Source organism: Brachybacterium sp. HMSC06H03 (genome assembly GCF_001807385.1).
Lineage (GTDB): Bacteria > Actinomycetota > Actinomycetes > Actinomycetales > Dermabacteraceae > Brachybacterium > Brachybacterium conglomeratum.
The window spans coordinates 1-13,599 of sequence record NZ_KV788629.1 but is presented as its reverse complement, the minus strand read 5'-3'; the positions used below and the strand labels follow the sequence as shown (position 1 = coordinate 13,599).

At 72.5% G+C, this 13,599-nt stretch carries 11 protein-coding genes and 1 pseudogene; 11 read left to right on the top strand and 1 reads right to left on the bottom strand.

What is annotated here, in order from left to right; all coding sequences use genetic code 11:
• The 11 genes from HMPREF3159_RS00060 to HMPREF3159_RS00010 form a co-directional block, all read left to right on the top strand.
• Positions 1-1,047: AAA family ATPase (locus tag HMPREF3159_RS00060; RefSeq protein ID WP_371441682.1), on the top strand; the 1,047-nt coding region annotated here is incomplete at its 5' end.
• Between the two features lie 24 nt (positions 1,048-1,071).
• On the top strand, positions 1,072-1,968 hold the full coding sequence (locus HMPREF3159_RS00055) for a DUF58 domain-containing protein (RefSeq protein ID WP_070498988.1): 897 nt from the start codon (positions 1,072-1,074) through the stop codon (positions 1,966-1,968).
• Complete coding sequence (locus HMPREF3159_RS00050) at positions 1,955-2,470, top strand: hypothetical protein (protein ID WP_070498987.1); 516 nt, start codon at positions 1,955-1,957, stop codon at positions 2,468-2,470. The genes HMPREF3159_RS00055 and HMPREF3159_RS00050 overlap by 14 nt, the downstream gene beginning before the upstream one ends.
• Positions 2,461-3,483, top strand: a complete 1,023-nt coding sequence (locus HMPREF3159_RS00045; RefSeq protein ID WP_070498986.1) for a vWA domain-containing protein — start codon at positions 2,461-2,463, stop codon at positions 3,481-3,483. The genes HMPREF3159_RS00050 and HMPREF3159_RS00045 overlap by 10 nt, the downstream gene beginning before the upstream one ends.
• Positions 3,483-4,478, top strand: coding sequence for a vWA domain-containing protein (locus HMPREF3159_RS00040; RefSeq protein ID WP_070498985.1), 996 nt, complete (start codon positions 3,483-3,485; stop codon positions 4,476-4,478). Before HMPREF3159_RS00045 ends, HMPREF3159_RS00040 begins: the two co-directional genes overlap by 1 nt.
• Positions 4,475-5,437 carry a hypothetical protein gene (locus HMPREF3159_RS00035; protein WP_070498984.1) on the top strand — a complete coding sequence of 321 codons (963 nt, stop codon included), beginning with the start codon at positions 4,475-4,477 and terminating at the stop codon, positions 5,435-5,437. Before HMPREF3159_RS00040 ends, HMPREF3159_RS00035 begins: the two co-directional genes overlap by 4 nt.
• Positions 5,434-6,627 carry a cysteine desulfurase family protein gene (locus HMPREF3159_RS00030; protein WP_070498983.1) on the top strand — a complete coding sequence of 398 codons (1,194 nt, stop codon included), beginning with the start codon at positions 5,434-5,436 and terminating at the stop codon, positions 6,625-6,627. Before HMPREF3159_RS00035 ends, HMPREF3159_RS00030 begins: the two co-directional genes overlap by 4 nt.
• 113 nt (positions 6,628-6,740) lie before the next feature.
• Positions 6,741-7,856, top strand: a complete 1,116-nt coding sequence (gene mnmA, locus HMPREF3159_RS00025) for a tRNA 2-thiouridine(34) synthase MnmA (protein WP_010549574.1) — start codon at positions 6,741-6,743, stop codon at positions 7,854-7,856.
• A complete protein-coding gene (locus HMPREF3159_RS00020; RefSeq protein WP_070498982.1) occupies positions 7,853-8,977 on the top strand; it encodes a hypothetical protein in 1,125 nt (374 codons plus the stop codon). The genes mnmA and HMPREF3159_RS00020 overlap by 4 nt, the downstream gene beginning before the upstream one ends.
• Before the next feature lie 47 nt (positions 8,978-9,024).
• Entirely contained in the window at positions 9,025-11,583 is a 2,559-nt protein-coding gene (locus HMPREF3159_RS00015; protein ID WP_070498981.1) for an NAD-dependent DNA ligase LigA, read from the top strand.
• A gap of 121 nt (positions 11,584-11,704) precedes the next feature.
• Positions 11,705-12,952 carry a hypothetical protein gene (locus HMPREF3159_RS00010; protein ID WP_083305712.1) on the top strand — a complete coding sequence of 416 codons (1,248 nt, stop codon included), beginning with the start codon at positions 11,705-11,707 and terminating at the stop codon, positions 12,950-12,952.
• A 12-nt stretch (positions 12,953-12,964) separates the two neighbouring features.
• Here the strand turns inward: HMPREF3159_RS00010 and HMPREF3159_RS00005 are convergent.
• Positions 12,965-13,599 (bottom strand): annotated as a pseudogene (locus HMPREF3159_RS00005) (phosphoribosyltransferase); the annotation flags it as partial.

The window sequence follows — 13,599 nt, the reverse complement described above, 5'->3', positions numbered from 1 at the left end:
CAGGCGGTCCAGGGCGGCGGCGCCCCTGCGCGACGGCCCGGCGGCTTCGCCCCCGCCGCCCGCGCGATCTCCCCCGGCGATCTCGAGCGCAGCGGCGCGATCGTCTCGACGATCACGAAGGTGTTCCAGTCGCGCGTGGTGGGCCAGGAGAACCTGCGCCTGTCGCTGCTGACCGCGCTGGCCGCCGGCGGGCACGTGCTGCTGGAGTCGGTGCCGGGCCTGGCGAAGACCACCGCCGCGAGCGCGCTGGCCTCCTCGATCACGGGCTCCTTCGCCCGTATCCAGTGCACCCCCGACCTGATGCCCAACGACATCATCGGCACCCAGATCTTCAACTACGGCTCGGGCACCTTCACCACCCAGCTCGGTCCGGTCCACGCGAACGTGGTGCTGCTGGACGAGATCAACCGCTCCAGCGCCAAGACGCAGTCGGCGATGCTCGAGGCGATGCAGGAGCGGCAGACCTCCATCGGCGGCGAGGTGTACCGTCTGCCCGAGCCGTTCATGGTGCTGGCGACCCAGAACCCGATCGAGGAGGAGGGCACCTACGTCCTCCCCGAGGCGCAGATGGACCGCTTCCTGATGAAGGAGATCCTCACCTACCCGCGCCCCGCCGAGGAGCACGAGATCCTCGACCGCTCCACCGCCGGCAGCCTCACCGGCCCCCGCGAGGCCGTCGGCACCGTCACCCTCGAGGACGTCCGCTTCCTGCAGCAGATGGTCGACCAGGTCTACGTCGACCCCGCCGTGAAGCGGTACATCATCGACCTGGTCTTCACGACGCGCGGCTCCGGCCCCCGCCCGGTCCCGAACCTCACCCAGTCGGTGCGCGTCGGCGCGAGCCCCCGCGGCTCCCTCGCGCTGATGCGGGTGGGGCAGGCGCACGCCCTGCTGCACGGCCGTGACTACGTCACCCCCGACGACGTGCGCGCCATGCGCTACGGCGTGCTGCGCCACCGCCTCGTGCTGACCTTCGACGCGCTCGCCAGCGGCATCAAGCCCGAGCAGATCATCGACGCGGTGTTCCACGCCGTGCCGATGCCCTGACCGGCCGCGCACGAAGGGACCGCGATGGCGACCTCGCTCCTCACCCGGGTCAAGGCCCGGGTGGACCTGCACACCTCGAACCGGGCGCGCGGCCTCGTCCAGGGCCGCGGCCGTTCGCTGTTCAAGGGCAGCGGCGAGGACTTCGACGACCTGAAGTACTACCAGCCCGGGGACAAGATCTCCGACATCGACTGGAAGGCCACGGCCCGCTCCGGCGAGCCGCTGATCCGCCAGTTCAACGAGGAGCGGGTGCGGCACCTCTCGATCGTCGCGGACACCTCCTCGTCGATGGCGGCGACGGCAGCCGACGGCTCCTCCAAGCGGGACGCGATGATCCTCGCCGCCGGGATGGTGTGCTTCCTGGCCCAGAAGAGCGGCGACCTTGTCGGAATGGTCGGCGGCAGCGAGTCCTCCCCGCTCCAGCTGCCCTCCCGCTCCAGCGACGGCCATCTCGAGCTGCTGCTGCGCACCATCCAGCAGGGCACCACCACGGCGTCCCCGAGCGCGGACAGCGCCTGGCTGCTCGAGCGCGCCTTCCGCGTCACCACCCGCTCGACGCTGATGACCCTGATCACCGACGAGGCCCATCCCTCCGTGGAGGACTTCACGCTGCTGCGCCGCCTGACCACCCGCCACGATCTGCTGGTGATCCGCATCGCCGATGCGGACCCGCTGCAGGGCGAGGAGCTCGACCACGACGTGGTCGACGTCGACGCCCCGCGCGAGATCGCGTCCATGGCGCGCACCTCGGCGAAGGTCGCCCGGGACGTGGCCGCCTACCGCAGCGCCCGCAGCGAGGGCATCACCGAGATGCTCGACCGCCTTCACGTCAGCCACCTGCTCACGCGCGGCGAGACCACGGTCGTGGACGACATGATCGCGATGCTGCGCGCCCGGGAGTACCGCCATGCTCGTGCCTGACCCGCTGCTGCGCCCCGCGGCGCGCCTGCTCGCCGAGCCCGCGCCCGGCGAGATCATCGACCCGCCCCAGTACTCGATCGCCTGGCTGATCCTCGCGGTGCTGTGCGTGCTGGTGATCATCGCCCTGATCGTGGGGACGCTGAAGATCACCCGCGCGATCGAGAAGCGGATCGCCTACCGCTTGCGCCCCAGCGACCTGGAGTCGCTGAAGGCCGAGTTCCTGCGCGCCGTGAACGAGCTCGCCGACCGGCACGAGGCCGAGGAGCTCGGCGCCCGCGAGGGCCACCACGAGCTCACCGGCGTCATGCGCCGCTTCGTGAAGCGCACCACCGGCCACGACGTCACCAGCCAGGACCTCGCCACGCTGCGCGCCGATGCGCGCACCCGCGCCGTCGGCGAGCTGATCGCGGACCTCTACGAGCCCGACTTCGCCCTGGCCTCGGACCGCGAGCTGCAGGAGTCGGTGAGGCGCGCGCGGGAGGTGATCCGGGAATGGTCATGACCTTCTGGTGGGTCACCGCCCTGCTGCTGCTGGCCGCGATCGTGGTCTGGGCGATCACGTTCTGGAACCGTCGCTCCCTGCGGCGCTCCCCGGTGCTGATCGCGAACTCGCAGTACATGGACCGGATCCCGAGCTTCGCCCGGGCCCAACGGGTCGCCCGCGTGGTGCGCGCCGCCCAGGTCGGCATCGCCGTCCTCGCGGTGCTCGCCGCCTCGCTGCTCTCGGGCCGGATCGCGAGCGAGCGGATCGAGACGCCCGAGTTCGCCAGCCGCGACATCGTGCTGTGCCTGGACGTGTCCGGCTCGATGTACGAGTACGACACCGAGATCCTCTCCACCTTCGCGGAGATGGTCGACTCCTTCGAGGGGGAGCGGGTGGCGCTGACGATCTTCAACTCGACCAGCCGCACCGTCTTCCCGCTGACCAACGACTACGACCTGATCGAACGCGAGCTGCGCGAGGGCGCGGAGGCGATCGACTTCGACGAGTTCGGCTACCGGCTCGGGAACAAGGACTACCCCGAGGAGAAGGTGCGTCAGTACGTCGAGTTCGTCGAGGGCACCAAGGGCATCCCCGACGAGGCCTCGATCGTGCCCGACGGGCTCGCGTCCTGCGCGCAGGTCTTCGACCAGGCGGAGCAGGACCGGTCGCGCTCGATCATCTTCGCGACCGACAACGAGGTCAACGGCGAGCCGGTGTTCACCCTGCAGGAGGCGACCCAGCGTGTCGCCGACCGCGAGATCGACCTGTACACCTTCTACCCCGGCGCCTACGAGTGCGGCCCCGGCTGCTTCGAGGAGCTGCAGACGGCGACCGAGGACCAGGACGGCGAGCTGTACGAGTCCTCCGACCCCCAGGCGATCCCCTCGATCATCGGCGAGATCCAGAAGAATCAGGCCGAGGTGCTCGGGGCGGAGCCGTCCGTGGTGCGCACCGACCATCCCGCGATCGGCTTCACCCTGACCTTCCTGTCCCTGGTGGGGATCCTCGTGCTGGGCTGGAGGTCGCGCTGATGCACCTCGAGATGCTGATGCCCCTGTGGGCGATCATCCCGCTGTTCGGGGCGATGCTGGTGCTGTGCACGGTGATGCTCGTGCGCCGTCCCCGCCAGCGCGGTGCCTGGGCGCGGCGCACCCTGATGGTGCTGCTGCTGCTCGTGGTCGCGCTGCGTCCGGTCACCCCGATCGAGGGGGAGCAGACCCAGCGCATGAACGCGAACGTCTTCTTCGTCGTGGACCGCACCGGCTCGATGAACGCCGAGGACTACGCCGGCGAGCAGCCGCGCCTGGAGGGCGTGAAGCAGGACATGCAGCAGGTGATGTCCATGACCGAGGGCGCCCGCTACTCGATCATCGCCTTCGACTCCACCGCCACCGAGCAGCTCCCGCTGACCACCGACGCGGGCGCCGCGAAGGCCTGGGTCGACACCCTGACCACCGAGCCCACCGCCTATTCGACCGGCTCCAACGTGGACCGGCCGCTGCCGTCCCTGCTGAGGGAGATCTCCGACGCGAAGCGCGAGGACCCCGACTCGTCCGTGCTGGTGTACTTCCTCTCCGACGGCGAGAACACCGACGAGCAGGAGTCGGAGTCCTTCTCGCAGGCGGCCGGCTTCGTCGACGGCGGCGGCGTGCTCGGCTACGGCACGGCCGAGGGCGGGCCGATGAAGATCCAGGGCGGCGAGGACCACGGCGAGTACATCACCGGCTCCGACGGGCAGCCCGGCATCTCCAGGATCGACGAGCAGCAGCTCCAGACCATCGCGGGCGAGCTCGGCGTGCCGTATCTGCACCGCACCGACCCCGAGGTCCCGATCGAGGGCACCATGGACGGCATCACCCTGCGCCCGGTCCCGACGGAGTCCACCCGCGGCGTGGCGAGCTTCGACGACTGGTACTGGCTCGCCTCGATCCCGCTGGCGGCCCTGCTGATCTGGGAGCTGGGGGAGATGACCTACCGGCTCCCGCGCCGGCTGGATCGCCACGACATCCGAGGAGCACAACGATGAGCACGTGCCTCGACCCGCGACCCGCGACGTCGGCCCCCGACGGGTCCCGGCCGCCCGCGCTCGCGCAGGACACCCGCGGCAGCGCGAAGGACTTCGGGCTGAACCGGGCCCGGCTGCGGAAGGTGCGGATCATCGTGTTCGCGATCCTGGCCCTGCCGATCCTGGTCCTGGCCCTGCTGGCGCTGAAGTTCGTCTCCATGCCGATCACGCAGGCCACCCACCTGGACGCCTACGGGGAGCATGACTACCCGGCCGCGATCGAGCGCCTCGCCCCGGTGCAGGTCGCCAACTGGTTCGAGCCCTACCTCCCGCACCTCTCCGAGGGGACCGCCCTCCTCCAGCAAGGGGAGGACGCGGCCGCGGAGGCCGAGCTGCGGATCGCGCTGGAGGAGTGGAACTCCCACAGCGACCTGAACTCCCCGATGCACGCCCAGTGCAAGATCCTCAACAACCTCGCGCTCTCCATCGAGCGCCAGGCCGACCTGATCGAGGACCCCCAGGCGCGTGCCGACCGGCTCTTCGAGGCCGAGGAGCTGCTCGCTCCGTGCGCCGGCGGCGGCGGAGGCGGCGGCGAGGGCGAGGGGCAGGGCCAGGGCGGCGGCGGTGGCGGCGAGGGCACCGGCAACGAGGACTCCGAGACCACCGAGGAGAACGGCGAGCGGGTCGAGGAGAAGCGCCGCGGCGCTGACGAGGAGGCCGGCAACGATCCCGACGAGCGCGGCACCGAGCAGGGCGGCGAGGGCGAGGACCAGGGCGGCACCCCCCAGCAGCAGGACCCCGGGACGCCGAAGCAGGACGACCCCGAGGGGGACGGCCCCGAGGAGGAGAAACCCACCGACGGCTCGTCCGAGGAGGACAGCAAGGACGACGAGGTCGAGCAGCGCAACCGCGACGCCCAGGGCGGCGACGGCGGCGACGAGACCGGCGGCTCCCCGCAGGACCCGGAGCGTCCCTGGTGACCGCCGACGCGACGAGCCCGGAGCGCGCCTACCTCGACCACGCCGCGACCACGGTCCTGCGCCCCGCCGCCCGGGACGCCTTCCTGGAAGCCTCGACCGCCTGGGGCAACCCCTCCTCGGTCCACACCGCGGGCCGACGCGCCCGCGGCGTGCTCGATACGGCGCTGAGCCGCATCGCGGAGCTGCTCGGCGTGCCCCGCAGCTGGCTGATCATGACCTCCGGCGGCACCGAGGCGGACAACCTCGCGCTGCGCGGCGCGCCGCTCGGGGTGCGGGCGAAGGACCCGGGCCGCACCGCCGTCGCGGTCGCCGCGACTGACCATCCCGCCGTGCTCGCCACCGCCCGCGCTCTCGCCGCCGGCACCGAGCCGTTCGAGCTGCGGGAGCTGCCCGTCGACCCCCGCGGCGTGCTGCGGCCCGACGGGGTCGAGCAGGCGCTGGCCGACTCCCGTGTCGGCGTGCTCAGCGCCGCGCTCGTGAACAACGAGACCGGCGCCGTCCAGGACATCGCCGCGCTCGCCGAGGCAGCCCGCGCCCACGGCACCCTCCTGCACACCGATGCGGTCCAGGCCGCCGGGCACGTGGCTCTGCCCGGCCCCGAGGACGTGGACCTGATGTCCCTGTCCGGGCACAAGATCGGCGCCCCCGTCGGCGTCGGCGTGCTGGTGGCGCGGCCGGGCGTACCCTTCGCCCCGACCAGCACCGGCGGCGGACAGCAGCGCGGGGTCCGCTCCGGCACTCTCGACGCCGCCCAGGCCGCGGCCTTCGCCGCCGCGCTCGAGGAGACGCTCGCGGAGCGGGAGCAGCGCTCCGCCGAGGTGCGGCAGCTCTCCGCGCGCCTGAGACGCGGGATCGCTCAGATCGACCCGTCGGTCCGCTTCACCCTCCCGGAGGACTCCCCGCAGTCCGGGCACATCCTGCATCTCGTGCTGCCCGGCGCGGACAGCGATGCGCTGCTGTTCCTGCTGGACGAGCGCGGGATCGACTCCTCCGCGGGCTCGGCCTGCTCGGCCGGGGTCACCCAGGCCAGCCCCGTCCTCGCCGCGATGGGCGTCTCCGACGAGGACTCCCGCGGCGCGCTGCGGCTGTCGCTGGGCTGGACGAGCACCGAGCGCGACGTCGAGCTGCTGCTGGCCGCGCTGCCGGAGGCGCTCCAGCGGGCCCGCGCCGTCGGCTCCCTGCGCCGCTGAGCACGGGGCGCATCTCACGTCCCAGAGCTCTGGGGGAGGGGCCCCGGCTCCGTAGACTCGTGGGGATGCGCCCGCAGGGGCGGGCAGGGACGCACCACGGAGGAGGACGCACCATGAAGGTGCTCGCGGCGATGAGCGGCGGCGTGGACTCCGCCGTGGCGGCCGCACGGGCCGCCGAGGCCGGCCATGAGGTGGTCGGCGTGCACATGGCGCTGTCGAAGAGCCGCGACCAGACCCGCACCGGCTCCCGCGGCTGCTGCACCGTCGAGGACGCCTCCGACGCGCGCGTCGCCGCCGAGAGGATCGGCATCCCCTACTACGTCTGGGATCTCTCCGACGACTTCCACGACCTGGTCGTGGAGGACTTCCTCACCGAGTACGCGGCCGGCCGCACCCCCAACCCTTGCGTGCGCTGCAACGAGCGGATCAAGTTCGCCTCCCTCCTCGAGCGGGCCACGGCGCTGGGCTTCGACGCGGTGTGCACCGGGCACTACGCCTCGATCCGCGCCGACGGCCCCGGCGGTGCCCCCTCCCTGCACCGCTCCCGCAACCAGGCCAAGGACCAGTCCTATGTCCTGGCCGTGATGGGCCCGGAGGCGGCCCGACGCTCCCTCTTCCCGCTCGGCGAGGACGAGACCAAGGAGGCCGTCCGCGCCGAGGCGCGGAAGCGCGGGCTCGGCGTCTCCACCAAGCCCGACAGCTATGACATCTGCTTCGTCGCCGACGGCGACACCCGCGGTTTCCTCGAGCGGCACCTCGGCGAGGCGCCCGGGGAGGTCGTCGACACAGGCGGCACGGTGCTCGGCACCCATCGCGGCACCCACGGCTTCACCGTCGGCCAGCGCCGGGGCCTGGGGATCCAGCAGCCCGCCGCCGACGGCGCACCCCGCTACGTGGTCGACATCGACCCCGCCTCCCGACAGGTGGTGATCGGCGCGGCCGAGCTGCTCTCCCGCCGCGAGCTGGTCGCCACCGACCTGATCGCCTTCGAGCCGCTCGAGGCCGGCCGCGCCGTCACCGCGCAGATCCGCGCCCACGGCGAGGCGCTGCCCGGAAGGATCCTCGAGGTCCCCGCCGCGGCGACGACACCCGCGAGCGGTGGCACGGCCGACGGCCTGCTGCGCGTCGCCCTCGACACCCCGGTGCGCGGCGTCGCGCCCGGCCAGACCCTCGTCCTCTACGACGGCGACCGCGTGCTCGCCGCAGCCACCCTGGAGCGTCGCCCATGAGCCCTCTGCTCACCCTCACCGGTGACGGCACCTTCCGCGCCCCGACCGCGGAGGAGGCCCAGCGCCTCGATCTGCCCGACGACCCGCACCTCGCCGCACTGCTGCGCCTGCGCGCCCTGCTGGGCGACGATCTCGAGGAGCAGATCGCGACCCGGCTCTACCTGCCCTCCGCGCTCGGGCTGGACGAGACCGACCACCTGCTGCCCGCGACCCTCGCGCTGCTCGCCGAGACCACCGGCGACCTGGTCAGCTACGGCTGGCGGCTCGGCGCCGGGACGGGGCTGGCCTGGCAGCACGCCCGCGAGCTGCGGGCCCGGGTGCTGGACGCGGCCCGGATCGCCTGGCTCGGCTACGAGGGAACGGTCATGGCCACGACCCTCGGGCCCGCCACCCTCGCCGGGGCCACCTTCCTGCAGTCCGGGGAGCGGACCCTCGCCGATCCCGGCGCGGTGCGGGACCTGCCGATGCTGCTGGCCGAGGGCCTCGTGGACCACCTCACCGAGCTGCGCGAGCGCGTGCCCGGCGGTCACCAGCACGTGCTGGTGCGCGAGGACGCGGTCGCCGCGATCCACCAGGGCCGCGTCCCCACCCCCTCGGGCCGTCGCCGCTACGACCCGCTCCCCGCCCCCGAGATCGCGGTGCTGTGGCGCTCTCTGTACGTGGCGCTGGAGGACTACGGCCTGGACGCCCGCGACGTGACCCTCGGCGTCGGCGCCGACATCGCCCTGCTGCGGGCGGCCCGCGAGGCGGGCGCCCGGCGCATGGCGATCGCCCCGCGCCGCCTGCCCGCGCTGTCCACTCCCGAGGGGCGCGCGCTCTGGGAGGGCATCGCCGAGGCCGCCGACGACGGCTGTGCCTTCGAGATCGTGGTCGACCCCCGCCCCGGCGGGAACCTCGCCCCCGAGCTCGAGACGATGCTGGAGACCTGGCGGCGCCTCGGACATGCCGAGACCGATGCCGCGGGCGTCACGGTCATCGCGCACACCGGCGCCTCCCACGGCCTGCACTCCGGCCGGGTGGATCCCTCCGCCCAGCCCGAGCGCTCGACGCTGCTGGACGAGGCCGCGCTCGAGGCGATGCTGCGGATCGCCCCCACCTGGGCGGAGCGCGTCTCGGTCTGACGCTCTCCGCCTCGCCGCCCGTCGGCCTCGTGCGCGACAATGTCCTGGTGACGACGAACGAGCCCGATCCCCGCCCCGCCGACGAGACCGCCGATGCCCAGCAGCGCATCGCCGAGCTCACCGCCCGCATCGAGCAGGCGCGGGTGGACTACTACGAGCACGACGCCCCGACCATGGCCGACGGCGAGTACGACGCGCTGGAGAAGGAGCTGCGGGCGCTGGAGGAGGAGAACCCGCAGCTGGCCTCCGAGGACTCGCCCACCCGCACCGTCGGCGGCGCAGCGGCCGGGGGCCTGCCCACGATCGTGCACGCCGAGCGGATGCAGTCGCTGGACAACGTCTTCTCCCTCGAGGAGCTGCGCGAGTGGTGCGAGCACGCCGCCGCGGAGGTCGGCGCCCCGGTGCGCTTCCTGAACGAGCTGAAGATCGACGGGCTCGCGATCAACCTCCGCTACGAGAACGGCGAGCTCGTCACGGCCGCGACCCGCGGAGACGGCCGCACCGGCGAGGACGTCACCGCCAACGCGCTGCGCATCGAGGGGATCCCGCAGCGACTCGAGGGAGAGGGGCATCCGCCGCTGGTGGAGGTGCGTGGCGAGGTGTTCATGCCCACGGAGGCCTTCGCGGCGCTGAACGACCTGCAGGTCGAGCTGCGCGAGCGCGCCGTGGCCGAGTCCCGCGCCCGCTGGGAGGCGCGCAGCACCACCGGTGCCCGGGCCTTCGACGAGGACCGCGAGATGCTCGCCGCGACCCGCCGGTTCCCCGCCTTCGCCAACCCCCGCAACACCGCCGCAGGCGGCCTGCGCCAGCAGCTGGAGAAGAAGGAGGGCCTCGAGCGCGAGGCCGGGGAGGCGCGCCTGTCCTCGCTGCGCCTGACCGTCCACGGCCTCGGCGCCTGGCCGGATCCGCCGGTCGGCTCCCAGTCCGAGATGTACGAGCTGCTGAAGTCCTGGGGCCTGCCCACCAGCGCTCACCTCGGCGTCGCCGACACGGTCGACGAGGTCGCCGCCTACGTCGAGCACCACGGGGAGCACCGCCACGACCTCGAGCACGAGATCGACGGGATCGTCGTCAAGGTGGACTCCTTCGCCCAGCAGCGGGCGCTGGGCTCCACCTCCCGCGCCCCGCGCTGGGCGATCGCGGTGAAGTTCCCGCCCGAGGAGGTGACCACCAAGCTGCTGGACATCCAGGTGAACGTGGGGCGCACCGGCCGGGTCACCCCGTTCGGGGTCATGGAGCCGGTCACGGTCGCGGGCTCCACCGTCGAACTGGCCACGTTGCACAACCAGTTCGAGGTGGATCGCAAGGGCGTGCTGATCGGCGACACGATCGTGCTGCGCAAGGCCGGGGACGTGATCCCCGAGATCCTCGGCCCGGTAGAGTCCCTGCGCGACGGCACCGAGCGTCCCTTCGTGATGCCGACCGAGTGCCCCGCCTGCGGCACCGAGATCCGGCCCGAGAAGGAGGGGGACAAGGATTGGCGCTGCCCGAATCGTCGCGACTGCCCCGCCCAGGTCACCGGTCGGGTCGAGCACGCCGGCTCCCGCGGCGCCTTCGACATCGAGTCCCTCGGCGAGGAGAGCGCGATCGCGCTGACCGACCCGGACAAGCGCCGTCCCCAGGCGCTCGCGGCGCTTGCCGAGGGCCACGCGGTCTACCTCCCGATCCGCGACGTCTCCGACACGGAGCTCGACGCCTTCGTGGTCGTCAAGAACGGTGACGTGGTCCAGGGGACCGACGGGGTGCCGCTGCTGCGCATCACCTCGGTGGACGACCCGCTTCTGCCCCCGGTGCAGGAGCCCGTGATCGACACCGGCGCGGACCTCTTCGACCTCACCGCCGACGCGCTCGCCGACGTGTTCGTGTGGCAGCCGGAGCGGCGTGACGGCGTGCCGACGGGGGACTGGCGCATCCAGCCCGCCTTCTGGACCCGGCCCCAGTTCCGTCATTACAAGCGCGAGAACGTCTGGAAGCGGGTCAAGGAGCCCGCGGCGCTGAAGACCACCGAGGAGCTGGTCGCGGAGCTCGAGAAGGCGAAGGACCAGCCGCTGTGGCGGGTGCTGGTGGCGCTGTCGATCCGGCACGTGGGCCCGGCCGCCGCGCGCTCGCTCGCCACCGCCTACGGCACGATGGACGCGATCCGGGAGGCGAGCGTCGAACAGCTCGCCGAGACCGACGGGGTCGGTCAGATCATCGCCGAGGCCGTGGTGGAGTGGTTCGAGACGGACTGGCACCGCGAGATCGTCGACGGCTGGGCCGCCTCCGGCGTGCGGATGGCCGACGAGGTCGAGGAAGGCTTCGTGAAGACTCTCGAGGGCCTCACCGTGGTGGTCACCGGAGGGCTCGACGGCTTCACCCGCGACGGCGCGAAGGAGGCGATCATCACCCGCGGCGGGAAGGCATCCGGCTCCGTCTCGAAGAAGACCGACTTCGTGGTGGTCGGCGAGAACGCCGGCTCGAAGGAGACCAAGGCCCGCGACCTGGGCCTGCGCATCCTCGACGAGGCCGGGTTCGTGGCCCTGCTCGAGGGCGGCCCGGACGCGGTCGCCCTGCCGGAGGAGGCCGAGGACGACGGCACCGGCGGGGACGACGCCGCGTCGGAGTGACCGCCACCTGACCCAGCAGCAGCGACGCCGGAAGACGAGCGGGCCGACGGTCTCGACACCGCTCACCTGTGATGGAAGGGTGCGTGATGCACATCGCACCCGACAGGAAGGCGGCTCGACCATGAGCGCCCAGCGTTCCGCGCAGCACTCCGATGCGACCACGACCTCTCATCCACCTGCGCCCCGCCTCGGCGTCGACCGACGCACGCTGCTGCGGGGAGCCGGCCTGCTCGGCGCGGTCGCCGCGACCGGCGCTTCGCTCGCTCCCGCTCAGGCCGCCCCGGCGCCCACGGAGGTGGAACCGGGCGCGTTCCGACTGACCGCCGACTACACGAAGTACACCGCACGGGTGGAGGCGCTGCTCGAGCAGGCCGGGCGGGCGAGCGTCAGCCAGGTGATGGACGACGCCAACCACGAGCGCACCCCCGCCACGGTGATCGACACCCAGGTCCACGGCTTCCGCTTCGCCACGAGCGACGAGAACGACCCCGACGCCTTCCCGCAGGGGATCGCCACCAGCCGTGATGCGGTGGGCACCGCGGGAGACGGTCGCTACGACGGCCGTCAGGTGATCGCCGTGAGCTTCTACAACAACTCCCCGAAGTCCAGCCGCATCAACCTCATCGACTGGGACGCGAACTATCCGAACAGGTATCGACGGATCCTGCTGGTCGAGCCGACCGGGTCCGCGGAGGAGCCCAGCTTCCAAGACGTGGAGATCCACGCCGGCGGGATCGCCTGGTACGGGGATCTGCTCTACGTCGCGGACTCCGCGGCGGAGCCCGGCGGGATGCGTGTGTTCGACATGAGCAAGATCCTCACCACGGACACCGGCGGCACCAAGGACCAGATCGGTCGAGTGGGCGGCACTTTCTACGCGCACAACTACGCCTACGTCCTGCCGCAGGTCGGGACCATCTCCTCGGAGGTGGAGGCGGGCAGCGAGCCGCTGGTGTGGTCGACGATCTCGCTGGATCGGGTGACCCGCTCGATCGTGATGACCGAGTACCGCTGCGATGACAGCTGCGACAACTACCCCACGGGCACCACCCGTGCGGTGCGCTTCGACTTCCAGGAGGGAGGGCCCACCTTCGCCGAGTCCACGACGGCGAGCGAGGCGCTCGAGGTGCCCCTGTACTTCCTCAACGGCGTCGGCTCCCACAACGGACGCTGGTGGTTCAACAGCTCACGGCACAAGACCCTGAGCTACTGGTCCGGCGAGGGAGCGCTCATCACCTACCCCTGGGTCTCCTGGGGACAGTCGATCAGCTACTGGGAGGACGCGGACGGTCCCGACCTGCTGTGGTCCCTCACCGAGGGAGAGGGTTTCCGTGCGGTCTTCGCCGTGGAGCAGGCCGGCTACAGCTGACCGCCCCGGCGCTCACGCCTGCTGCGCGAGCGCCAGCGGCAGCACCGGCCCGGAACCCGCGCGGCGCAGCAGCCGGGCGGCGACCGCCATCGTCCAGCGGGTGTCGATCACATCGTCGACCAGCAGGATCGGCGCACCGTCGAGGGCGTCGAGCTGCGCCTGCAGTTCGGCACCCACCGCGAAGCGCTCCCAGAGGTCCGCGACGCGGAAGGCGCTGTTCCCGCCGCCGCGCAGCGGTGCCGCGTCGGGAGTGAGGTCGAGGGCGCCGAGGTCCTCGAGCCGTCCGATCGAGGCGATGCCCCCAGCGAGGGAGCCCACCAGTTGCGGGCGCGTGGTCGAGGGGACGGCGACCACGGCGGCGGGGCGCTGGTCCCAGTCCCAGTCCTTCAGCACCTCGACGATCCGGCCGCCGATCCGCTCCGGCACGACCGCGTCGACGGGACGACCGTCCTCGTCGGTGCGCAGCAGCTCCCGCAGCGGCACCGCCCAGCCGAGGTCCGACATGCGCGCGATGACCCGGCCCTCCGCAGCCCGCTCGCCCTCGGGGATCCTGCCCTTCGGCGCGCCGGCACCGAGCAGCCGGTCCAGGCCCGAGGGCCAGCTCGCCCGCGGCTCGACCGGCACGCCGACCCGCTCCAGCAGCGCCG

Coding starts and splice junctions, on each gene's coding strand:
- HMPREF3159_RS00035 (WP_070498984.1), top strand. CDS start 4,475: ATGAGCACGTGCCTCGACCCGCGACCCGCGACGTCGGCCCCCGACGGG.
- HMPREF3159_RS00050 (WP_070498987.1), top strand. CDS start 1,955: ATGCTCGTGCCTGACCCGCTGCTGCGCCCCGCGGCGCGCCTGCTCGCC.
- HMPREF3159_RS00055 (WP_070498988.1), top strand. CDS start 1,072: ATGGCGACCTCGCTCCTCACCCGGGTCAAGGCCCGGGTGGACCTGCAC.
- HMPREF3159_RS00045 (WP_070498986.1), top strand. CDS start 2,461: ATGGTCATGACCTTCTGGTGGGTCACCGCCCTGCTGCTGCTGGCCGCG.
- HMPREF3159_RS00040 (WP_070498985.1), top strand. CDS start 3,483: ATGCACCTCGAGATGCTGATGCCCCTGTGGGCGATCATCCCGCTGTTC.
- HMPREF3159_RS00010 (WP_083305712.1), top strand. CDS start 11,705: ATGAGCGCCCAGCGTTCCGCGCAGCACTCCGATGCGACCACGACCTCT.
- HMPREF3159_RS00020 (WP_070498982.1), top strand. CDS start 7,853: ATGAGCCCTCTGCTCACCCTCACCGGTGACGGCACCTTCCGCGCCCCG.
- mnmA (WP_010549574.1), top strand. CDS start 6,741: ATGAAGGTGCTCGCGGCGATGAGCGGCGGCGTGGACTCCGCCGTGGCG.